This window comes from Pseudomonas sp. NPDC085632 (assembly GCF_044541255.1).
GTDB lineage: Bacteria > Pseudomonadota > Gammaproteobacteria > Pseudomonadales > Pseudomonadaceae > Aquipseudomonas.
Genome location: NZ_JBITSX010000060.1, coordinates 5,357 through 27,104, shown reverse-complemented (window position 1 = coordinate 27,104; position 21,748 = coordinate 5,357). Strand labels below are relative to the sequence as shown.

Below are 21,748 nucleotides of genomic sequence, written 5' to 3'. Positions count from 1 at the left end.
AGCCATGAATCTGCCCATCCCCACGGACGCGGCCCTGGCAGGCTTTCACCCCGCCGTCAGCGCCTGGTTCAGCAAAACCTTCCCGACGGTCACCGCCGCCCAGGCCCGCGCATGGCCGTTGATCCGCCAGCGCCGCTCGACGCTGATCGCCGCGCCCACCGGCTCCGGCAAGACCCTCACCGCGTTTCTCGCCGTGCTCGACGACCTCGTGCACCGTGGCCTGGAAAACCCCGACGGCCTGCCCGATGAAACGCTGGTGGTCTATGTCTCGCCGCTCAAAGCGCTGTCCAACGACATCCGCATCAACCTGCAAAATCCGCTGTCCGGGATTACCGGGCAACTGCGGCAGATGAATCTGCCCGAGCTGCAAATCACCACCGCTGTGCGCACCGGTGACACCCCGCAGAAAGAACGCGCGGCCATGCGCAAATCGGCGCCGCACATTCTGGTGACCACGCCGGAATCCCTCTATGTGCTGCTCGGATCCGAATCCGGGCGGAAAATGCTCGGCACCACCCGCACGGTGATCATCGATGAAATCCACGCGATGGCCGCCGGCAAACGCGGCAGTCATCTGGCCCTGAGCCTTGAGCGCCTGCAAGCACTGTGCGCCGAACCGCTGACCCGCATCGGCCTGTCCGCCACGCAGAAACCGGTTGAAGCCGTGGCGCAATTTCTGGTCGGCCATGAGCGCCGCTGCGAAATCATCGACATTGGCCACGCGCGGCCACGGGACCTGGGCATCGAAGTACCGCCAGTGCCGTTGTCGGCAGTCATGGCCAACGATGTCTGGGAACTGGTCTACGACCGCCTCGCGGAACTCGCCCGCGAGCACCGCACCACGCTGATTTTCGTCAACACCCGGCGTCTCGCCGAGCGGTTGAGCCGGCACCTCAGCGAACGCCTCGGCAAACAAGCCGTTGCCGCGCATCACGGCAGTCTGGCCAAGGAATTACGCCTCGACGCCGAACAACGGCTCAAACGCGGCGAACTGCAGGTATTGATCGCTACCGCCTCGCTGGAATTGGGCATCGATATCGGTGAAGTCGATCTGGTCTGCCAGATCGCCTCACCGCGCTCCATCGCCGGGTTTCTGCAAAGGGTTGGCCGTTCCGGGCACCAGGTCGGCGGCACGCCCAAGGGTCGCCTGTTCGCCACCACCCGCGACGACCTGATCGAATGCGCCGCCCTGCTCGACTGCGTGCGCCGTGGCGAACTCGATATCCTGCACATTCCCGAAGCGCCGCTGGACGTACTCGCGCAGCAAATCATCGCCGAGGTCAGTTGTCAGGAATGGCCGGAGGACGCCTTGCTGGCGATGTTCCGCCATGCCTCGCCCTATCGCAATCTCGACGAAAAACACTATCAGGCCCTGCTGAGCATGCTCGCCGAAGGCTACAACGGTCGCCAGGGCATTCGCAGCGCCTACCTGCACCGCGACGCCGTCAGCCGCACTTTGCGTGGCCGGCGTGGCGCGCAACTGACGGCCGTGACCAGCGGCGGCACCATTCCCGACAACGCCGACTACAGCGTAATGCTCGAGCCGCAAGGCCTGAACATCGGCAGCGTCAACGAAGACTTCGCCGTGGAAAGCATTGCCGGCGATGTCTTCCAGCTCGGCAATACCTCCTATCGCATCCTGCGCGTGGAAACCGGCAAGGTGCGGGTCGAAGATGCCCACGGCCAGCCGCCAACCATTCCGTTCTGGCTCGGCGAAGCACCGGGGCGCAGCGATGAACTGTCGTTCGCTGTCGCTCGCCTGCAAGCGCAACTCGACGCGTTGCTCGGCGCCAGTCCCGGCGATCTGCAACCGGCGCTCGACTGGCTGACGCAGCCCCTCGGCCTCAACCGCGCCAGCGCCGAGCAACTGGTCGAGTATCTGGCCCGTGCCCGGCAGACCCTTGGCGCCCTGCCCTCGCAAAACACACTGCTGATGGAGCGTTTTTTCGACGAGTCCGGCGGCACGCAATTGATCATCCATTCGCCGTTCGGCAGCCGCATCAACCGCGCCTGGGGTTTGGCCCTGCGCAAGCGTTTCTGCCGCACCTTCAATTTCGAATTGCAGGCTGCCGCCAGCGAAGACGCCATCGTGCTGTCGCTGTCCACCAGCCACAGTTTTGAACTCGATGACGTCTGGCGTTACCTGCACAGCAACAGCGCCGAGCACATCCTCATTCAAGCGGTACTCGATGCGCCGTTGTTCGGCGTGCGCTGGCGCTGGAACGCCGGAGTCGCGTTGGCGCTGCCGCGCTTTACCGGTGGGCGCAAAGTCGCGCCGCAGTTGCAGCGGATGAAAAGCGAAGACCTGATTGCCAGCGTGTTTCCCGATCAGATTGCCTGCCTGGAAAACCTCGCCGGTGAGCGGGAAATCCCCGAGCACCCGTTGATCGAGCAGACCCTGGACGATTGTCTGCATGAAGCGATGGACAGCGAAGGCTGGCTCAATCTGCTGCGGCGCATGGAGCATGGCGAGGTGCGCTTGATCAGCCGCGATCTGCCGGCGCCCTCGCCGCTGGCGGCTGAAATTCTCAGCGCGCGGCCGTACACCTTTCTCGACGATGCGCCGCTGGAAGAACGTCGTACCCAGGCAGTGATCAACCGGCGCTGGAGCGATCCACAAACGATCGATGATCTCGGTGCTTTGGATGCGGACGCGATTGCCGCCGTGCGCGAGGAAGCGTGGCCGACGCCGAACGCTGTGGACGAGATGCATGAGGCGCTGATGAGCCTCGCGAGCCTCAGCGAGGCTGAAGTGCAAGCGAACGAAGGTTGGCGTGCATGGCTGGAAACCTTGGCGAGCAGCGGACGCGCCTGCCGTTTGCAAGTCGATGCCGAGCATCGTCTATGGCTGCCCCGCGAACGCCTGACCTGCCTGCAAGCGCTTTATCCACAGGCCAAATTGCATGACGAAGTGGAGGCGCTGCCAGGTTTCGATGAAGCCTGGACGTTCGACGAAGCGCTGGTCGAAGTCATCCGCGCCCGCCTCGGTGCCTTCGGCCCACTGCCGTTATCCGCTATTGCCGAACCGCTCGCGTTACCGCCCGCCCAGGTCCAGCAAGCCCTCGCCCGACTGGAACGCGAAGGCTATGTGCTACGCGGCCAATTCACACCGAAACTCAACATCGAGGAATGGTGCGAACGGCACCTGCTCGCGCGCATTCATCGTTACACGGTCAAGCGCCTGCGCCGGGAGATCGAACCGGTGGCGTTGCAGGATTTCATGCGGTTTCTGTTCGACTGGCAGCACCTGTCGCCCGCGACTCGCGGTCAGGGCAGCGCCGTATTGCCGGCGATTGTCGGTCAGTTTGAGGGTTACGCGGCGGCGGCTTCGGCGTGGGACAGCGATCTTCTCCCGGCCCGTCTCAAGGACTATTCACCGAGCTGGCTGGATGACCTTTGCCGCAACGGCAAACTGGTGTGGACGCGCCTCAGTGCCCGGCAAAAAGTCAGTGGCACGGCGTTGCGCAGCACACCAATTGTGTTGCTGCCGCGCAGTCAGGTCGGCCTTTGGAGTGCACTGGCGGAACAGACGCCCGTGAGCGAACTGTCGCCGAAAACCCAGAAAGTGTTTGAAGCCTTGAGTCAGCACGGTGCGCTGTTTTTCGATGAGCTGATTCATGAAGCGCACCTGCTGCGCACCGAGTTGGAAATCGCCTTGCAGGAGCTGGTCGGCGCCGGCCTGGTGAACGCCGACAGCTTCGCTGGCCTGCGCGCGTTGATCACCCCGGCAAGCAAGCGCCAGCAGCGCAGCAGTCGTCGCGGGCGCGGGGCGTTTGTGGGTGGGATGGACGATGCCGGACGTTGGGCATTGCTGCGGCGCGGGGCAGCTGTGGATAACAGCGATACACTGGAGCACGTCGCGATGACCTTGTTGCGGCGTTACGGCGTAGTGTTCTGGCGCCTGCTCGAACGTGAGGCGGATTGGTTGCCGAGTTGGCGCGAATTGCTGCGTACGTTTCATCGGCTGGAAGCGCGGGGCGAGATTCGTGGCGGGCGGTTTGTCAGTGGTCTGGCGGGGGAACAGTTTGCCTTGCCTGAGGCGATTCCGTTGTTGCGCGAAGTACGTCGGCGGCCGCATGACGGCAGCCTGGTGGCGGTGTGTGGGGTTGATCCGCTGAATCTGGCCGGGACGTTATTGCCGGGGGTGAAAGTGCCGGCGCTGGTGAGCAATCGGCTGGTGTATCGCGATGGGTTGCCGGCAGCGGCGGAGATTGCCGGCAAGCAACAGTTCTGGCTGGAGCTGGATCAGATCTCTATGGAGCAGATACGCGGCAAGCTGATCCGGCATTGATGTCGGCTGTTCTGGCCCCATCGCTGGCAAGCCAGCTCCCACAATGATTTGTGGTGTGCCTTCTATTCCAGCATCACCCCGAACCCTGTGGGAGCTGGCTTGCCAGCGATGGGGCCAGCACTCACACCACAAATCCCGCCGTTACGTCCGCGATTCCTGCGGCACCTCGCTCGCCATTACCTCACCCTCCTGCGACCGCTTAGGCAACAAAACCTGCTGTGGATAAGTCTGCGCGAAATGCACGGTTTCGGTGTTATCCACAAGCTTCTTCAAACGCTGGTTGAACGCCCGGCTCACCGCATACTGTCCACCCGAGACGGTACGAAACTGCGCCGTCAGCACCACGCCGTTCAAATCCATCCTGTCCACGCCAAACACATCCAGCGGCCCTTGCAGGTTGTACTTGAGGAACGGGTCTTCGCGGATCGAATCGCCGGTTTCTCGAATCAGCTCGATGGCTTTATCCACGTCCGTGTCATAGGTGAACTGCACCGAGAAAAACGCAAAGGCAAACTGCCGCGATTGGTTGGTCACTGCTTTGATCTGACCAAACGGCACCGAGTGCACAAACCCTTTGCCATCACGCAGACGCAGAGTGCGGATGGTCAGTCCTTCGACCGTGCCGGCATGCCCGGAATCGAGCACCACCCAGTCACCGATCGACAGGGTGTCTTCGATGATGATGAACAACCCGGTGATCACGTCCTGCACCAGTTGCTGCGAGCCGAAACCGATGGCCAGACCGACCACTCCGGCACCGGCCAGCAGTGGCGCGACGTTGATCCCCAGATTGGCCATGGTGGTGATCGCGCAGATCACCACGAGGATGATTTTGATCGCGTTGCGCAGCAGCGGCAGAATGGTTTTCACCCGCGTACTCGGCTGGCGCGCCGCGCGTTTGCTGAGCGGCGGTTTCAGAGCCTCCTGAATTGCCGTGTCGAGTACCACCCACAACAGCCACGTCACCAAAAAGATCAGGCCGATGCTGCTCAGCGCGTTGCTGATCGCCCGGCCGACCGTGCTGCTCTGGGCAAAATCAAGCAGCGACACGCCCCAGATCCGCCCGAGGATATCGATGAAGGCAATGGCGATGACGATCCGCAGCAAGGCATGCAAGAGGCTAAGGAAACGTTCCTTGTAGGCGCTGCTGCGCTGGATCGCTTCGGCCTTTCGTGATTTGAAAAGGTGCTGCAGGATCGTGCTGAGGAATACCGTGCCGATCAACAACACCGTGGTGAACAGTGCACAGCGCAGGGCCTTCTGATTATCCTCACCGATGCCGATCAGATTGACCGCCGAGACCAGCACCATCAGCACAATCGGCCAATACCACAGCCCCGAGAAAATCCGCAGCGATTCCTGCAGCGAGGGTTGTTTCAAGCGCTGGCTCAGCGAACGATTGCGGATCAGATGCGCCACCGGGCGACGTAGTCGAATCACCAGCAAACCGAAAATGATCGAGGCGATCAACCCGGTGAACACCGCGATACTGCTGGTGATGTTACCGCCCAGTTGGCGAGCGATCTGCGGGCTGGTCAGCGCATCACTGAGGGCGGCGAGAAAGCCGATCAGGAACAGCGGTCGCGGGCAGTAGTTGCGGATAATCCTCGCGGCCGGGCGTTTATGGCCGACGTTGAACATCACCACCACGCACAGCAACATCGAGGTGGAAAAGATGCCGCTGCTAGTGGCGTAGGCCAGACACAGCGCCAGTGCACGGCCCACCGAGGCCTGCAGAAAATGGCTGACGTACAGGGTCAGCGGCAGACAGATCAGCGCCGGCACGGTGTACGGCAGCAAGTAACCGAGCAGCTCCTGACTGCGTTGACGGGTGCGCAGCCATCGCCCCTCACGCAGGCGTTTGGCCAACAGGCTGCCAAGTACGGTCAATAAAGCGAAACTGCCGAGCCAGACGCCCGACAGCGTGAGGAAATCCCCGGCGACGCTCCAGCCCGAGCGGTTCGACGGTTGATTGACCAGTTTGTCGACTTCATCGGCGGCACGATCGGCACGCAGACGCCAGGCATCGACCAAGTGTTCGTTGAGGTCGAGTTTGTCCTGGACGTCATCGATGCTCGAACTGATCGCACCGAGCAGACCGCCCTGCACAATCGGTTCAGGTTTGGCCGCTTCTTCGGTGGTGGCCGGGACACCCGGCAATGCGGCGGCGTCGATTTCACTGGCGCCGAGAAACAGCAGTGCTCCCAGCACAATGGCGATCCTGAACTTGACCAAAACTCCGATCTCCCGTGACTGAACCTGTAAGGAACTGATCGATATTTGTGCGGCAAGTTCAAGAGCACCCTCACCCCAGCCCTCCCGAAACGTCGGACCGCCTGTAGGGAGAGCGAGCTGACCGAGTTGCCTGATCTGGCTGCACCGACCTGAAAGTCCTGAGTCGAACTCGAACCCTAAGAACCCTGCAGATCTGCTCCCTTCCCCCTCGCCCCCTCTGGGGGAGAGGGTTGGGGTGAGGGGGAGCGCTGTTGATCTTTGCCTTGGACGTGACCGTCCGTAACGCCATCGAAACTTTCCCGAACCGCCCGCAGTCATCAAAAGATACCGGCAACACGAGGACTTTCGACGGAGGGCGGCATGGCAACGATCCACATCGGTATTTCCGGCTGGCGCTACGAACCGTGGCGCGGGGACTTCTACCCAAAGGGTCTGGCACAGAAACGCGAATTGCAGTTCGCGTCGCGGGCGGTCAACAGCATCGAAATCAATGGATCGTTCTACGCCCTGCAGAGGCCCGAGCGTTACGCGCAGTGGTACGCCGAAACGCCCGACGACTTCGTTTTCAGCGTCAAGGCGCCGCGCTTTATCACCCACATCCGCCGCTTGCGCGAGATCGAAAAACCACTGGCGAACTTCTTCGCCTCCGGGGTGCTGGAATTCAAGGAAAAGCTCGGTCCGATCCTTTGGCAGTTCCCGCCAAACTTCAAATTCGAGCCTGAGCGCTTCGAACACTTCCTCGCATTATTGCCCCACGACACCGAAGCCGCCGCCACCCTCGCCCATCAGCACGATGCCCACCTGCACGGCCACGCGAGCCTGAAAGCCTGGCGTAAAAAACCGCTGCGCCACGCCGTGGAAATCCGCAACGAGAGCTTTATCGATCCGGAGTTCGTGCGCTTGTTGAAACGTCACAACACCGCGCTGGTGATCGCCGACACTGCGGACAAATGGCCGTACCGCGAAGACCTCACCAGCGACTTTGTCTATCTGCGCCTGCACGGTGCCGAAGAACTCTACGCCAGCGGCTACACCGCACCGGCACTCAAACGCTGGGCCGAGCGCATCGACGCCTGGCACCACGGCCAGCAACCCAAAGACGCACACCTGATCGCCCCACGGCTAAAGCCGCGTGCGCGCAAATCCCGTGAAGTGTTCTGCTATTTCGACAACGACATCAAAGTCCGCGCACCGTATGACGCGCGCGATCTGTTGCATCGTTTCGAGCTGGACAAGGACCTCGCCACCACCCCCGGCGAACCCGCGGACGAAGGGGTGCTGGCATGAGCATTCCAGAACCGGTCGGCTTCACCGATGAAGGCTCGGTCGTTGCGCCGTCCGTGCGGACGTTCACCGTACTGACGGTCAATACCCACAAGGGGTTCACGGCGCTCAACCGGCGCTTCATCCTGCCGGAGCTCCGCGAAGCAGTGCGCAGCGTGGCAGCCGACGTGGTGTTTCTGCAGGAAGTCCACGGGACCCACGAACAGCATCCCAAGCGCTACAACAATTGGCCAACGATGCCGCAATACGAATTCCTCGCCGACAGCCTCTGGCCGCAGTTCGCCTACGGGCGCAACGCGGTGTACCCGGAGGGCGATCACGGCAACGCGCTGCTGTCGAAATTCCAGATCATCCGCCACGACAATCTCGACGTGTCGATCAGCGGCCACGAAAACCGTGGTCTGTTGCATTGTGTGCTGCGCCTGCCCGGCGACGGTGTCGAGATCCATGCGATCTGCGTGCATCTGGGCCTGCGCGAAAGCCATCGCAACGCCCAACTGGATTTGCTCATGCAGCGCTTGGCGGAATTGCCCGACGACGCGCCGGTAATCGTCGCCGGCGATTTCAATGACTGGCGCCAGCGCGCCGATGCCCAACTCAAACCCTGTGGCCTGCGCGAAGTATTTGCCGAGCATCAGGGCAAACCGGCGCGCAGTTTCCCGGCGCGCCTGCCGACACTGCGGCTCGACCGTATTTACGTGCGCAACCTCAAGGCCAGCCTGCCGAAAGTTCTCGCGAACCGACCGTGGTCGCACCTTTCCGACCACGTCCCGTTATCGGTGGAGATCGAACTATGAGCAGCGCGCCGCTGGAGAAATCCGCCGTGGAACCGATCGCCATCACCCCGCCGATACGTGAGCCCGGTCACGTTGATGTGGAGTACAGCTGGCAAGGCAACAACCGCGTCGAGTTGCTGGAAAACGGCGAGGAGTATTTCCCTCGCGTGTTCGAAGCGATGCGCGCGGCGAAGAGTGAAATCCTCCTCGAGACCTTCATCGTTTTCGAAGACAAGGTCGGTGCCCAGTTGCAGGAAATTCTGATCGACGCGGCCCGGCGTGGCGTGCGTACCACCGTCAGCTTCGACGGTTTCGGTTGTGGCGAGTTGACTACCGCCTATCTCACCGCACTGAGCGAAGCCGGCGTGCATTTGCAGATCTTCGACCCGGCGCCAAAACGTCTGGGCATCCGCACCAATTGGTTCCGCCGTTTGCATCGCAAGATCGTGGTGGTCGACGGTCTGATCGCGTTTATTGGCGGGATCAACTTTTCCGGTGATCACCTGGCCGATTTCGGCCCCGAAGCCAAGCAGGATTATGCGGTGCAAGTCCAGGGCCCGGCGGTCGCTGACATTCACCACTTCGCCCTGCTGCAAAGCGGTCGCCCCGGGCGCGCAAGATTCTGGTGGCAACGCCGGCGCCAGCGCCGCGCGGAAATGGCCTTCAACGATCACGACGGTCAGGTACGTCTGGTGTTCCGCGACAACGATCAACACAACACCGATATCGAGGACGTGTATTTGCAGGTACTGCGCCGCGCCAAACGCCGCGTGGTGATCGCCAACGCCTATTTTTTCCCCGGCTACCGCTTGCTGCGGGAAATCCGCAATGCGGCGCGGCGCGGGGTCGAGGTGCGCCTGATTCTGCAAGGGCAACCGGACATGCTGGTGGCCAAGCTTGCCGCGCGCATGACCTACGATTACCTGCTCAAGGCAGGCGTGCAGATTCACGAATATTGCCAGCGCCCGCTGCACGGCAAAGTCGCACTGGTCGATGAAGAGTGGAGCACGGTCGGCTCAAGCAATCTCGACCCGCTGAGTCTGTCGCTGAACCTGGAAGCCAACGTGCTGATCCGCGACCGCGCTTTCAATCAGCATTTGTTCGAGCGCCTCGAAGACCTCAGCCAGAACCACTGCAAAGCCATGGACGCCAGCAAGTCCCCGCGTGGGCGCATCTGGCACATGACCGTGGGTTTTCTGGTGTTCCACTTTTTGCGGCATTTTCCGGCAATGGCCGGTTGGCTGCCGGCGCACAAACCAAGGCTCAAGCCTTTTCGAGGTGATACGCCATGAGCCATTCCGAAGCGCAATCCACCCCGCATTCGACGCCAGCCGTGCACTCGAAATGGAGTCGCTGGAAACGGCCACTGACATTGCTGTTTTTCCTCGCGCTGATCGTGTTGCTGACGATGTTTGCCACGCGCATCGAATGGGCCGAAGTGCTGCAAACCCTCGCCGACTTCAAGGTACGCACGCTCATCATCGCCGCCAGCCTGACCTTGCTGAGCTTTCTGGTGTACGCCAGTTTCGACCTGATCGGCCGTACCTACATTCGCCAGGACCTGACCTGGAAACAGATTCTGCCGGTGGGGATCATCAGCTATGCGTTCAACCTGAACCTGAGCGCGTGGGTCGGCGGCATCGCCATGCGTTATCGGCTGTATTCGCGCCTTGGGGTGAGTAAAAGCAACATCGCCAAGATTCTCGGTCTGAGCCTGGCAACCAACTGGTTCGGCTACATGACCATCGCCGGCGCGGTGTTCAGCAGCGGATTGGTGAGCATGCCGCCGGGCTGGAAAGTCAGCAGCGATGCGCTACAAGGCATTGGTGTGCTGTTACTGCTGATCAGCGCTGGCTATCTCGCGGCGTGTCAATTTTCCAAGCGCCGTGAGTGGTCGATTCGCGGGGTGGAAATCAATCTGCCGTCGTTGCGCATGGCCGTCCTGCAATTGCTGTTGGGGGCGTTGAACTGGTCGCTGATGGCGGCGGTGATCTTCACGTTGCTGCCGAGCAAACTGGATTATCCGTTGGTGCTGGGCGTGTTGTTGATCAGTGCGATTGCCGGGGTCATCACGCATATTCCGGCGGGCCTTGGGGTGCTGGAGGCAGTGTTTGTGGCGCTGCTGCAACACGAGGCTTCGCGGGGCAGTCTGGTGGCGGGGTTGCTGGCGTATCGGGCAATTTATTTTCTGTTGCCGTTGTTGATTACGGTGGTGATGTATCTGGTTGTTGAGGCCAAGGCCAAGGCGCTGCGAATAGAGAAGAAACCCAGACATTAGAATCAAGATCAAAAGATCGCAGCCTTCGGCAGCTCCTACAGGGAGAATACATTTCAAATGTAGGAGCTGCCGAAGGCTGCGATCTTTTGATCTTCAGGATTGGATAATGCTCAACCGTTCACCCACGACCATCTCGGTAATCCAGTCCACCAGAATCGAGGTGTAAGCCTGCTGCGACACCGGTTCGCTCAACGCATGATCGGCGCCGTCGATAATCCGGTGTGTCAGTGAATGGGTCTGCTGGCACGCCGCGCGGTAACTCATGATCGCCGCGTGGGGCACGTAATCGTCGGTTTCAGACTCCACCAGCAACACATCGCCAGTGAATTGCGAACAGGCATGCAGTGCCCGATTAGTGTCAGCCCGCACCAGCGTGCTGCGGTAATCGCGCAGATCCGCCTTGTCCAGCTCACGTTTGGGTGTGTGCCACTGCTCGTCGCGATACAGCGCTGGCACGCGCAACGCCAGCCAGCGCACCGGGCGTAACGAGGTGAGGATCGCCGCCAGGTAACCACCATAACTGGTGCCGACCACGGCAATCGCCGAGGTGTCGAGCGCTGGATGCGCGAGCAAGCGGTCATAGGCCGCGAGCAAATCACGCAGGTTATCTTCGCGGGTAACGCGGGTCAGCGGTATCCCGGTGCCGCCGGTATGCCCGCGCAAGTCGAATGTCAGGCACACACAACCAAGACCGGCAATGCCTTTGGCGCGCTCGAGATCACGCTCCTGACTACCGCCCCAACCATGCACAAACAACACCCCCGGGACTTTCGATTTGGGACTGAGAAATGTCCCGCTCATCTGTTCATCATCAATGTCGATTTGAATGCTTTCGCTTCTAGCCGTCATAGGATTTGACCGTTACGTATTTGAGGAGAAATTCGCTGTTCTCAGCCGGGCCGCGATAGACCTCAATAGCATCCGCAGGCAGCGGCTGATCAATGTAGGTTTCCACCGATGACACGCGAATCGCGCGCATCCCCGGATCGTTGACGAAGCTTTGCAGCGCCGCGACTTCAGCACTGCTGGCGCCGCCCATGCGCCAGGATTGTTCGAGCACGCCGCTGCGGGTTTTGCCGTTGCTGTCCAGGCCCTGGGCAATGTCGTAATTGCGTCGCGAGGCATAAAACCGTGGATAGGCTTCATCGGCGGCAGCGTCGAAAACCTGCGCCTGCTCAATGGCCAGACGCACATCGTCGGGCAGGTCCAACTTCAGCAGTTGGTCATAATCACCCTGCACCACCAGCAGATTCGAGCCACCGTAGACCTCTTCGCCGTGAGCGTCCTTGGTCAAGTATTGATCACCGCAGTAACTCAGCACTTTATCGCCGATGAACGACTGGCCGACGCTGTGGGTGACAACGTCGCTCAAGTCCTGCTCCAGCACCACGCCCTCGCTGAACTGCTTTGCAATGTCGGAGCGAGTGAGGACTTCATCGAAGGCATCAAGGCTCTCGATCACTTCCTGGCCACGACCTGCGCAGGCGTGTACCGGTTTCATGCGTATCGGACCGCCGTACAGCAGGTGCTCGGCGGCGGGGCGTGCATCGTCCAGCGCAAACACGCTGAGGCCATCGAGTACTACATTGCGCACCCGCTCGGAAAACAATGGCGACCAGCCTTGCGGCGCGTGAGCCAGATGACTGCGCAGGCCGTGGCTGATGGCTTTGGTGCAGATGAAGTCGTGCTCGACGAACCCGCCCCACAGATCACCCGGTCCCTTGATGCCGAGTGCGTGAGCGCTGGCAGGGCCGACAATGGTTTGCGTCGGCAGTAAATACAGATCACGACCGTGGTGTTTTTCAGCGTCATAGCTGCCGCCGAACTTGCACCCGAGAATCTGCGCCAGCCATCGCGCCAGCGCTTTGTTGGTCTGTACTTCATGTTGTGGTGCGTCGGGGCGCACCGAGTGGGCGACGACAATTTTCCTGCGGGGTGTCGGGGTCATGCGTCCCCCTTCCATCGGTTCGATGACTGTAGCGGTGAGAGGTGCAGAGATCAGGCCAACGGCCGCTCTACGAAAATTCTAGTCCAATCAGAAACTTGCTAGATTCGTACTGGCACCACGCCTGTCTCAATCTGCACGAACGCTTGCAAAACCCCGGCAAATTGCACGATCTATAGTCCATAGAGCTCGCACATTAGGTAATGGATGCTTTCGAGATCGGGGTCACACCAAACCGCGCCCGATAATCACTCGGCGTCAGCCCGGTGATCTTCTTGAAGATCGCCCGAAACGCCCCCGGGTCCTGATATCCGACCGTCCAGGCAATGTGATCGATAGTGCCATTGGTGAACTCGAGCATTTCCCGCGCCTTGCCCACCCGCAAGTGCTGACAATACTCGGTGGGTTTCAACCCGGTCGCCCCGCGAAACCGGCGCAGAAACGTGCGTTCCTCCAAGCCTGCCCGCTCGGCCATCGCCGTCAGCGAAACATCGGTTGCGCCAGTGCTTTGCAGCCAGTGCTGAACCTTGAGAATCGGCGCGTCGCCATGGCTCAGAATCGGCGCGAAATTACTCCCGCACTCACTGGCGCTGTCGCTGTGCTCGATCACCAGGAATCGCGCAGTGGCGGTGGCGATGCTCGGCCCGAGCAGGCGGTCGACCAGACGCAAACCCAGTTCCGACCACGCCATCAAGCCTGCGGTAGTGATGAGGTCGCCGTCATCGACAATCGGCGTATCGGCCTTGAGCCTGATGTTCGGATATTGCTCGGCAAAAGCCTTGGCAGAGGTCCAGTGAGTGGTGGCGCTACGTCCGTCGAGCAAGCCGCTTTCGGCGAGCAGCAGCGAGCCCACGCAAACTCCGCCGAGCGTCGCCCCGCGGGCATGCTGATCGCGTAACCATCGCGCCAGACTGACCGGCATTTGCGCCGCCGAAAAGCCGCCGATCGATGGCGGAATCAACACCGCCAGCAAAGCGCTGTCGTCCCCTGGATGGCTGGTGTAAATCCGCGTCGGCGGCTGATCACCTTCGACCTGCCAGTGACTGACCCGCAGTACCGGCAATTGCGCAGCCTGATGCTCGGCAGCAATCCGGTTGGCCACCGCAAACAGATCAGTCAGACCATGTACCGCTGCCATCTGCGCGCCCGGATAGATCAGCACGCCCAATTCAGCGATGGCGGCCCTTTCTGCGCCCATTGTCAGTTTTCCCCTGTCTATTGTCGGTGCGGCCAATCCCCGAATCGCTGTTCAGCGCCAATACTGAAGCCACTTCCAGCCAATACATCGAGGACACACCCATGGCCAAGCAAGCGCTCATCGTAGTCGATATCCAGAACGACTACTTCCCCCAAGGCAAGTGGCCGCTGGCCGGTGCCGACGCGGCTGCTGACAACGCCGCCCGGCTGATCGCCGCGTTCCGCGAGGCAGGCGATTCGGTGGTACACATTCGCCACGAATTCACCTCAGCGGATGCGCCGTTTTTCACCCCGGGTTCCGAGGGCGCCAAGCTGCACCCAAAGGTACTCAACCGTGCCGATGAACCGGTGGTGCTCAAGCACTTCGTCAACTCGTTCCGCGAAACCGAACTGCAAGCGATCCTCGAAGAACAAGGCATCAAGGAATTGGTGGTGGTCGGCAGCATGAGCCACATGTGCGTTGACGGCATCACCCGTGCGGCGGCGGATCTGGGTTACGCCGTCTCGGTGATTCACGACGCCTGCGCCAGCCGCGACCTGGAGCTCAACGGGCTTACGGTGCCGGCCGCCCACGTCCACGCCGCGTTCATGTCAGCGCTGGGTTTTGCCTACGCCAACGTGGTCTCCACTGACGAATTCCTCGCCGCCACTCGCTGAGTCATATCCTGCAAGAAATCCAGGCCCGCGCTGCAGCGGGCCTTTTTTCGCCTGTCATAAAAATCTCACGCGTGAGCCATTGATGGCGCTTTGAATTGGTTGTAGTGTGGCTCACGCGTGAGATGTTCATAACCGAGCCATTGCCATGAAAAGCCGTTCCCCCACCGCGAAATCAGAGAGCCCCAAGGGGGAGCGCGCGAAACCGTCGGCGAAAAAACCATCAAGCTTCTATATGAAGCAGATGCGCGCGGGTCTGGCCGCTGCCGGTTATGTGAAACACGAAACTTGGGTGCTTCCCGAAAACCGAAGCTTGCTCAAGCAAATGGAGCAACAGCTACGCCAACCGATTCTGGCTGGCTCTTTCATGTCGGAGAATTACATGAGCGCAGGCAACAACTGGACCATCGATAGCCTCTTCAGCGCCCTCAAGGCCCTGGACGAGGTGGCTTCGCAAGAGATCACGCTGTCGCTGATCCAGAGCTCCGAACCCAGCATCAAGCTGGAAATGAACGAATTCGGCGGTCTGCCGATTCACATCGCCCTGGCCGGCCAGCAGATCATCGTCGACACCGTGCTGGTGGACATCGATTCGATCTCGAACGTAGCGGCCTTCAACGACGCCGTGTTGCGCAGCCGGGAAATGTTCCCCCTGTCGTCGATCGGTATCGAGTCGATGCCGAACGGGCAGACCGTTTACAACATGTTTGGCGCCCTCAGCGCCGACTCGAGCCTGACCAACGTGGTGACCGAGGTGAAAACCCTGGTCGACAACGTGCAGCGCGCGAGTGAAGCCTTCGAACACTTCTTCAAGTAATCAACAGGGAATATCCAATGACTCAGTCCATCTGGAGCAAGTTGTTCACCGCGCTGCGCGGTGGTGCCAATGAAGTCGGCGAAGCGATTGCCGACCAACAGGCCCTGCGCATCCTCGATCAGGAAATCCGCGATGCCGACAGCGCGCTGTCGAACGCTCGTCGCGAACTGGTCACCATCATGGCCAAGCACAAACTGGCCGCCGACCGCGTGAGCGAGTACGACGCCAAGATCAAGGATCTGGAAGCCAAAGCCGTCTCGGCGCTGAACGCCGGCCGTGAAGACCTGGCGCTGGAAGTGGCCGAAGCGATTTCGACCCTGACCAACGAGCTGGATGTTGAGAAAAAGCAAAGCGACGAGTTCGGCACTTACGCCGAAAACATGCGCAAAGACATCAGCAAGGCCGAGTCGCGTATCAAGAGCCTGCGCCAGCAAGTGGACATGGCCAAGGCCCGCGAAAGCGTGCAGAAAGCCCAGGTCAGCGCTTCCATTGCCAGCGGCGGCGCCAATGGCAAACTGGAAACCGCCGTCGGTACATTGAACCGTCTGCAGGCCAAGCAGCAGCAACGCGCGGCTGAACTGAGCGCTGCCGACGAACTGGCCGACGCTTCGACAGGCAACGATCTGGAACGCAAACTGCGCGACGCCGGCATCACGCCGAACGAAGGCAGCGCCAATGCGATTCTCGAGCGTCTGAAGCAAAAGTCCGCTCAGTAAGCACTGCGCAAAAAACCTGTGGGAGCGAGCTTGCTCGCGAAAGCGTCGTATCAGTCGACATCATTGTTGACTGATACGCCCTCTTCGCGAGCAAGCTCGCTCCCACATGGTTTGCGGCGTGTCGTTCGTCGCTCAGCCCGGTACACTAGCGACGTTTTTTCGCCGACGAACACTTCCACCCGCTTCAAGGAACGTACCCATGGGATGGTTTAAAGACTTGCTGGGCACCAGCAACTGGCAGACCGCTGCGCCAACACCGACCGTTGCCAGTGGCCCACTCGGCATGGCTCAGGGCAAGGCTATCAGGTTCGATACGACGCTGGCGCTGTTGCTCGATGGCTCAACCACAGTGCGAGTGCCCTTCGATCAGGCGATCTGGAGCCACGGCTGGGTCGACCTCGGCCAGTCCAATAAACTGCACCGCTATTACATGAACGACGAGGATTTCTGGCTGCAGATCCACGTCACCGGTGACGATCAGATCGAATCCGTCACCCTGTTCAACTACCTCAGTTACGTGACCGTCAACAGTGATGCCGAACTGCAGCGCCTGGCCGGCCCCAACAGCCAGATCGGCTTGCCCGGCTACAACCACGGCGGTGTCGAATACACCCGCGAGTGGGGCACCGAACAAGGCCAGACCGAACTCGTACCGATGACCGAACAAGTGGTCAATCCGGACGAGAGCTACACCATCGAACACCACTCAATGCTTTATGCGCGCGAGACCGGCCTGACCGATCGCCGCGAATTGCTGCTGTTCTCCGTCGAACAGGACGAAGAAGGCACCGTCAGCCTGAGCACCTCGCTCGGCATCTCGCTGTACACGACAGATCTGAGCACCATTTAAAAAAGGAAGTTTTTCATGCTGGAAGTGCTGGCCGTTTCCCTGAACAAAACCGCCCTGGTCGGTTTCGTCGTCTACCTCATCGGCGCCGTACTGCTGTTCATGCTGTTTCAATTCGTCTACACGCGCATCACCCCGCACAAGGAATTCGAGCTGATTCGCTCCGGCAACGTTGCCGCTGCCATCGCCCTGGCCGGCGCGATCATCGGCTTCGCGATTCCCGCCAGTAACGTGATTGCGTTTTCGGTCAACGTCCTCGACTTCGTGCTCTGGGCAGTGATTGCCGCCGTGGTGCAACTGCTGGCATTCCTCGCCACGGGGCTGGTGCTCAAAGGCACTTCGCAACGCATCGCCAACGGTGAAATCGCTTCGGGTATCTATGTCGCTGCGGTCGCGATCAGCGTCGGCATGCTCAACGCCGCGTGCATGACACCGTCCAACTGATCGGCAGGAAGCCTTAGATGAAACGCAGCAAATACGTTCAGTTGTCCCTCGCCGCCTCGGTGGCCATGGCCATTTCCGGCCAGGCGACAGCCGCAGATCAACCACGCAGTTTCCAGAATGTGGAACAGTGCGTCGACGCCGAAGTGGCCGCCGATGTTTGCTCCAACGCCTATGTCGCCGCCCTGACCGAACACCGGCGCATTGCCCCGGCGTACGACGACAAGGCCAAATGCGATGCGGACTTTGCCGCTGACTGGTGCCAAAAGAATTCTGACGGCCGCTTCGTGCCGAAACTCGCCGGCTTCAAAGTGCCTGCGAGCGGTGAGCCGGCGCAGAACCTCGACGCCATCGCCGATGCGCAGATGCCTGCAGGTAATGCAACGGCGCAGAATGTGCAAAGCACTTCGCACGTCTCCAGCGGTGGCGGTGGCGGAAACGGCTGGCTAACCGGTTGGCTGATCGGCAACGCGATGAGCAACAACGCCGAGCGCACGGTTTACCGCGATCGCGAAACGCGCCAGCCGTACAACACCTCGACGCAGTACCGCAGAGCCGAAACCACGACGCGCAGCCAAACGGATTACGAAAGCAGCAAAAGCAAACCGGTCAATGTGGCCTCATCGACATCACGCGGCGGCTTCGGCAGTCAGTCCAGCGCCCGCAGCGGTTGGGGTGGCTGGGGCAGCAGTTCCGGTCGTTCGAGCAGCTGACGATGAAGAAGATCCTCTGCGCCGAGCGGCCAGACTGGAAACAGACTGCCGAAAGTCTCGGCTTCATGTTCCACACCATCGATGATGAGCCGTACTGGGACGAAAGCGCGTATTACCAGTTCACGCTCGCGCAAATCGAAAACGATCTTGAGGACCCGACCACCGAACTGCACGAGATGTGCATGGACCTGGTCGACCGCGTGGTGCACAGCGAAGAATTGCTGGATCGCCTGAGCATTCCGGCGCCGTACTACGACATGATCCGCACGTCCTGGCTGGAAGGTCATCCGCACCTGTACGGGCGCATGGACTTTTCCTACAGCGGCAACGGCCCGGCGAAATTGCTGGAACTCAACTACGACACGCCGACCAGCCTCTACGAAGCGGCGGCATTTCAGTGGGGCTGGCTGGAACAATGCATCGAGCGCGGTACGCTGCCGCGCCATGCCGACCAGTTCAACAGCATCGACACCCAGTTGCACAGGGCCTTCGCCGAGTTACAACTGAAGCGGCCGTTCTACTTCGCCTCGATGAAAGACTCGGTCGAGGACAAGGGCACCACGGATTACCTGCGTTTGATCGCCGAGAAGGTCGGCATCGAATCACGGCACATCGATATCGAAGACATCGGTTTGACAGCTGAAGGTCGTTTCGTCGACCTGGAAGATCGCTGGATCCCCCACCTGTTCAAGTTACATGCCTGGGAATTCATCTTCCACGAGCCATTCGGCGCGGCGATTGCCAAGTGCGATACGCAGTTTTTCGAACCAGCGTGGAAGGCGATCCTGTCGAACAAGGGCGCGTTGCCGTTGTTGTGGGAGCTGCACAAGGGCCATCCGAATCTGCTGGCGGCGCATCTCGACCCGAATCCGGCCAGCGCAGTGCCAAAAGGCTGGGTGCGCAAGCCGTACTTTTCCCGCGAAGGCGCGAACATTGAGTTGCAAACGGCTGACGGTCTGATCGTCAAAGAGGATGGGCCCTACACCGATGCCCCCTTTATCCTGCAAGAATTTGCACCGCTGCCAAAATTCGGCGACAGCTACACACTGATCGGTTCATGGGTGATTGGCGATCAGGCTGCAGGGATTGGTGTACGCGAGGACAACAGTTTGATCACTAAAGATTCGAGCCGGTTTCTGCCGCACCTGATCCTCGACTGAAAAACAAATCCCCCTGTAGGAGCTGCGGCACGCTGCGATCTTTTGACTCTGTTTTTCAAGATCAAAAGATCGCAGCGTGCCGCAGCTCCTACAGTTGATCGCGGTGTTTTGCAGTCACAAAAAAGGCCCGTCGCATAAGCGACGGGCCTTTTTATTTGCAGCGGTTTACAACAGCAAATCAGAACGGGATATCGTCATCGAAGCTGTCGAAATCCGGCGCCGGTTGCGGTGCGGCCTGCTGTGGAGCCGGGGCCGAACGCTGCTGTGGAGCCGACTGCTGCGGACGCGGAGCCTGCTGGCGTGGGGCCGGAGCGGATTGCTGGTAGTTGTTGCCACCGCCTTGTTGGTCGCCCTGTTGTGGACGGCCGCCGAGCAGTTGCATGGTGCCTTGCATGTCGACCACGATTTCGGTGGTGTAACGCTTGATACCGTCTTTTTCCCACTCACGGGTCTGCAACTTGCCTTCGATATAGACCTGCGAACCCTTGCGCAGGTATTCGCCGGCGATTTCGGCAACTTTGCCGAACATCGAAACACGGTGCCACTCGGTCTTCTCGACTTTCTGACCGGTTTGTTTATCGGTCCACTGTTCGCTGGTGGCCAGACTCAGGTTGGTCACGGCGTTACCGTTAGGCAGGTAGCGAACTTCGGGATCCTGGCCGCAAGTACCGACCAATATGACTTTGTTAACCCCACGGGCCATAACGTTCTCCTAGGCTTCGCAAGCAGCCCCGGCCGGGTTGTTCACCAGGCGTTCGAGGGTGTCGCGATCCACTAATTCTTTGTCCAGTTTGATGTAAACAGCTGCTTCGTCAGCAACTATCACTGCATCGGTTACCCCTACGAGGGCCTTGAGGCGCTCGACCAGACCCGCTTCGCGGATCGCCTCGGGCGACAACGGCAAACGCAGGCTCGTCACGTAGGGAGGTTCACGCATGGTAACAGCAAAGGCCAACCAAAGTGCAGCCAGCCCGGCACATCCAAGGAACACAACCGACAGACCGCCATGCTGAAACAACCAGCCGCCGAGTATCCCGCCGAGTGCCGAACCGAGGAACTGGCTGGTGGAATACACGCCCATGGCCGTGCCCTTGCCACCCGCCGGTGAAACCTTGCTGATCAGCGACGGCAATGAAGCTTCCAGCAGATTGAACGCGGTGAAGAACACCACCGTGCCGATCACCAGAGCCCGCAAGCTGTCGCCGAACTGCCAGAAGAATAGCTCAGTCAGCATCAGCGTCAGGACGGCGCCGAGCAAAACTCGTTTCATTTTGCGTTTCTTCTCGCCATAGATGATGAACGGGATCATGGCGAAGAACGAAATCAGCAACGCGGTGAGGTAGACCCACCAGTGCTGCTCCTTGGGCAAACCGGCTTTTTCCACCAGTGCCAGCGGCAGCGCGACGAAGCTCGACATCAACATGGCATGTAACACAAAGATGCCCAGATCGAGACGCAGCAGATCAGGATGCTTGAGCGTCGGCATCAACGCCTGGCGCGCCACGCCCGATTCGCGGTGAGTCAGCGGCCCGGTGGATTTCGGCACCATGAACATCACGATGACGATGCCCACCAGCGCCATGCCGCCGGTGGCGAGAAACAGTCCGGACAAGCCAAACGCACGGGTCAGCAACGGCCCGACGACCATGGCCACGGCGAATGACAAACCGATGGTCATGCCGATCATCGCCATTGCCTTGGTACGGTGCTGCTCGCGGGTCAGGTCGGAAAGCAGTGCCATGACCGCGGCGGATATCGCCCCGGCGCCTTGCAGGATCCGCCCGGCAATCACACCCCAGATCGAGTCGGCTTGCGACGCCAGGACACTGCCGAGGGCGAAAACGATCAACCCGAGGTAAATCACCGGGCGACGACCGATGCGATCAGAAATGATCCCGAACGGAATCTGGAAAATCGCCTGGGTCAGGCCGTAAGCGCCAATGGCCAACCCGATCAGGGCCGGGGTCGCTCCCGCCAGATCCATGCCGTAGGTCGCCAGTACCGGCAACACCATGAACATGCCCAGCATACGGAAGGCGAACACCAGGGCCAGACCGCTCGCCGCGCGGGTCTCGCTGCCACTCATGCGTTCGCTGTGGGGATCGTGCATGGAAAAACCTCGTGTGAACCGGCGGCGATTCTACCAGTCCCATCGAAAGACGGGGTAGATCGCGACGCTTTGACGCGTATAGATGAAACTCTCTTCATCCAGGGCAAAAAACCCTTCGCTTGATAGTGTGCATCCATCCAGTATTTGCCCGTATACTCCTACGTTTTCGACGCCCGCCGAGCGAGGCCACTTTGGACAAGATCCTGATACGTGGGGCCCGTACCCACAACCTGAAGAACATCGACCTGACCCTGCCACGGGACAAACTGATCGTCATCACCGGC

At 60.4% G+C, this 21,748-nt stretch carries 19 protein-coding genes; 13 read left to right on the top strand and 6 right to left on the bottom strand.

The features are described 5' to 3' along the window. Positions 1 to 4 precede the first annotated feature (4 nt). The gene (locus ACIF4X_RS26330) at positions 5 to 4,291 is read left to right on the top strand and encodes a DEAD/DEAH box helicase (protein ID WP_397484314.1); all 4,287 of its coding nucleotides are present in this window, start codon (positions 5 to 7) and stop codon (positions 4,289 to 4,291) included. A gap of 141 nt (positions 4,292 to 4,432) precedes the next feature. Here the strand turns inward: ACIF4X_RS26330 and ACIF4X_RS26325 are convergent, their stop codons facing one another. Further along, positions 4,433 to 6,526: a mechanosensitive ion channel family protein gene (locus ACIF4X_RS26325; RefSeq protein ID WP_397484313.1), complete on the bottom strand. Its 2,094-nt coding sequence runs from the start codon at positions 6,524 to 6,526 to the stop codon at positions 4,433 to 4,435. Between the two features lie 360 nt (positions 6,527 to 6,886). On the opposite strand from ACIF4X_RS26325, the gene ACIF4X_RS26320 reads away from it, so the two are divergent. The 4 genes from ACIF4X_RS26320 to ACIF4X_RS26305 are packed head-to-tail and all read left to right on the top strand — an operon-like array spanning position 6,887 to position 10,864. Then, complete coding sequence (locus ACIF4X_RS26320; RefSeq protein WP_397484312.1) at positions 6,887 to 7,813, top strand: DUF72 domain-containing protein; 927 nt, start codon at positions 6,887 to 6,889, stop codon at positions 7,811 to 7,813. Next, positions 7,810 to 8,607, top strand: coding sequence for an endonuclease/exonuclease/phosphatase family protein (locus tag ACIF4X_RS26315; RefSeq protein WP_397484311.1), 798 nt, complete (start codon positions 7,810 to 7,812; stop codon positions 8,605 to 8,607). The genes ACIF4X_RS26320 and ACIF4X_RS26315 overlap by 4 nt, the downstream gene beginning before the upstream one ends. Further along, positions 8,604 to 9,878 carry a cardiolipin synthase ClsB gene (gene clsB, locus ACIF4X_RS26310; protein WP_397484310.1) on the top strand — a complete coding sequence of 425 codons (1,275 nt, stop codon included), beginning with the start codon at positions 8,604 to 8,606 and terminating at the stop codon, positions 9,876 to 9,878. Before ACIF4X_RS26315 ends, clsB begins: the two co-directional genes overlap by 4 nt. Next, positions 9,875 to 10,864, top strand: coding sequence for a lysylphosphatidylglycerol synthase domain-containing protein (locus ACIF4X_RS26305; RefSeq protein ID WP_397484309.1), 990 nt, complete (start codon positions 9,875 to 9,877; stop codon positions 10,862 to 10,864). Before clsB ends, ACIF4X_RS26305 begins: the two co-directional genes overlap by 4 nt. 93 nt (positions 10,865 to 10,957) lie before the next feature. Here the strand turns inward: ACIF4X_RS26305 and ACIF4X_RS26300 are convergent, their stop codons facing one another. The 3 genes from ACIF4X_RS26300 to ACIF4X_RS26290 form a co-directional block, all read right to left on the bottom strand. Beyond that, a complete protein-coding gene (locus ACIF4X_RS26300) occupies positions 10,958 to 11,713 on the bottom strand; it encodes a S9 family peptidase (RefSeq protein ID WP_102901724.1) in 756 nt (251 codons plus the stop codon). Beyond that, positions 11,703 to 12,812 (bottom strand): DUF3182 family protein, encoded by a 1,110-nt coding sequence (locus ACIF4X_RS26295; RefSeq protein ID WP_397484308.1) that lies wholly within the window; start codon positions 12,810 to 12,812, stop codon positions 11,703 to 11,705. Before ACIF4X_RS26295 ends, ACIF4X_RS26300 begins: the two co-directional genes overlap by 11 nt. Positions 12,813 to 13,005: 193 nt before the next feature. Further along, positions 13,006 to 14,007, bottom strand: a complete 1,002-nt coding sequence (locus ACIF4X_RS26290; protein ID WP_397484307.1) for a GlxA family transcriptional regulator — start codon at positions 14,005 to 14,007, stop codon at positions 13,006 to 13,008. A gap of 101 nt (positions 14,008 to 14,108) precedes the next feature. On the opposite strand from ACIF4X_RS26290, the gene ACIF4X_RS26285 reads away from it, so the two are divergent. From ACIF4X_RS26285 to ACIF4X_RS26255, 7 genes are all read left to right on the top strand, one after another. After that, positions 14,109 to 14,663 carry a cysteine hydrolase family protein gene (locus ACIF4X_RS26285; protein WP_397484306.1) on the top strand — a complete coding sequence of 185 codons (555 nt, stop codon included), beginning with the start codon at positions 14,109 to 14,111 and terminating at the stop codon, positions 14,661 to 14,663. Positions 14,664 to 14,808: 145 nt separating this feature from the next. Further along, a complete protein-coding gene (locus ACIF4X_RS26280) occupies positions 14,809 to 15,477 on the top strand; it encodes a YjfI family protein (protein WP_397484305.1) in 669 nt (222 codons plus the stop codon). Between the two features lie 17 nt (positions 15,478 to 15,494). After that, positions 15,495 to 16,193 (top strand): PspA/IM30 family protein, encoded by a 699-nt coding sequence (locus tag ACIF4X_RS26275; RefSeq protein WP_038362095.1) that lies wholly within the window; start codon positions 15,495 to 15,497, stop codon positions 16,191 to 16,193. Positions 16,194 to 16,392: 199 nt separating this feature from the next. Then, positions 16,393 to 17,043 carry a DUF2491 family protein gene (locus tag ACIF4X_RS26270; RefSeq protein WP_397484304.1) on the top strand — a complete coding sequence of 217 codons (651 nt, stop codon included), beginning with the start codon at positions 16,393 to 16,395 and terminating at the stop codon, positions 17,041 to 17,043. A gap of 15 nt (positions 17,044 to 17,058) precedes the next feature. Beyond that, positions 17,059 to 17,484, top strand: a complete 426-nt coding sequence (locus ACIF4X_RS26265) for a DUF350 domain-containing protein (protein ID WP_016983572.1) — start codon at positions 17,059 to 17,061, stop codon at positions 17,482 to 17,484. 17 nt (positions 17,485 to 17,501) lie between these two features. After that, positions 17,502 to 18,194 carry a DUF1190 domain-containing protein gene (locus tag ACIF4X_RS26260; protein WP_397484303.1) on the top strand — a complete coding sequence of 231 codons (693 nt, stop codon included), beginning with the start codon at positions 17,502 to 17,504 and terminating at the stop codon, positions 18,192 to 18,194. Between the two features lie 2 nt (positions 18,195 to 18,196). Further along, positions 18,197 to 19,354 carry a glutathionylspermidine synthase family protein gene (locus tag ACIF4X_RS26255; protein ID WP_397484302.1) on the top strand — a complete coding sequence of 386 codons (1,158 nt, stop codon included), beginning with the start codon at positions 18,197 to 18,199 and terminating at the stop codon, positions 19,352 to 19,354. Positions 19,355 to 19,532: 178 nt separating this feature from the next. Here ACIF4X_RS26255 and ACIF4X_RS26250 read toward each other — a convergent pair whose 3' ends face one another. Both ACIF4X_RS26250 and ACIF4X_RS26245 read right to left on the bottom strand, forming a co-directional pair. Continuing rightward, positions 19,533 to 20,057, bottom strand: a complete 525-nt coding sequence (locus ACIF4X_RS26250; protein ID WP_008081898.1) for a single-stranded DNA-binding protein — start codon at positions 20,055 to 20,057, stop codon at positions 19,533 to 19,535. Positions 20,058 to 20,066: 9 nt separating this feature from the next. Next, entirely contained in the window at positions 20,067 to 21,464 is a 1,398-nt protein-coding gene (locus ACIF4X_RS26245; RefSeq protein ID WP_397484301.1) for an MFS transporter, read from the bottom strand. Between the two features lie 191 nt (positions 21,465 to 21,655). Between ACIF4X_RS26245 and ACIF4X_RS26240 the strand changes: the two genes are divergently transcribed. After that, the coding region (locus ACIF4X_RS26240; RefSeq protein ID WP_397484327.1) for a hypothetical protein at positions 21,656 to 21,748 on the top strand (93 nt) is incomplete at its 3' end.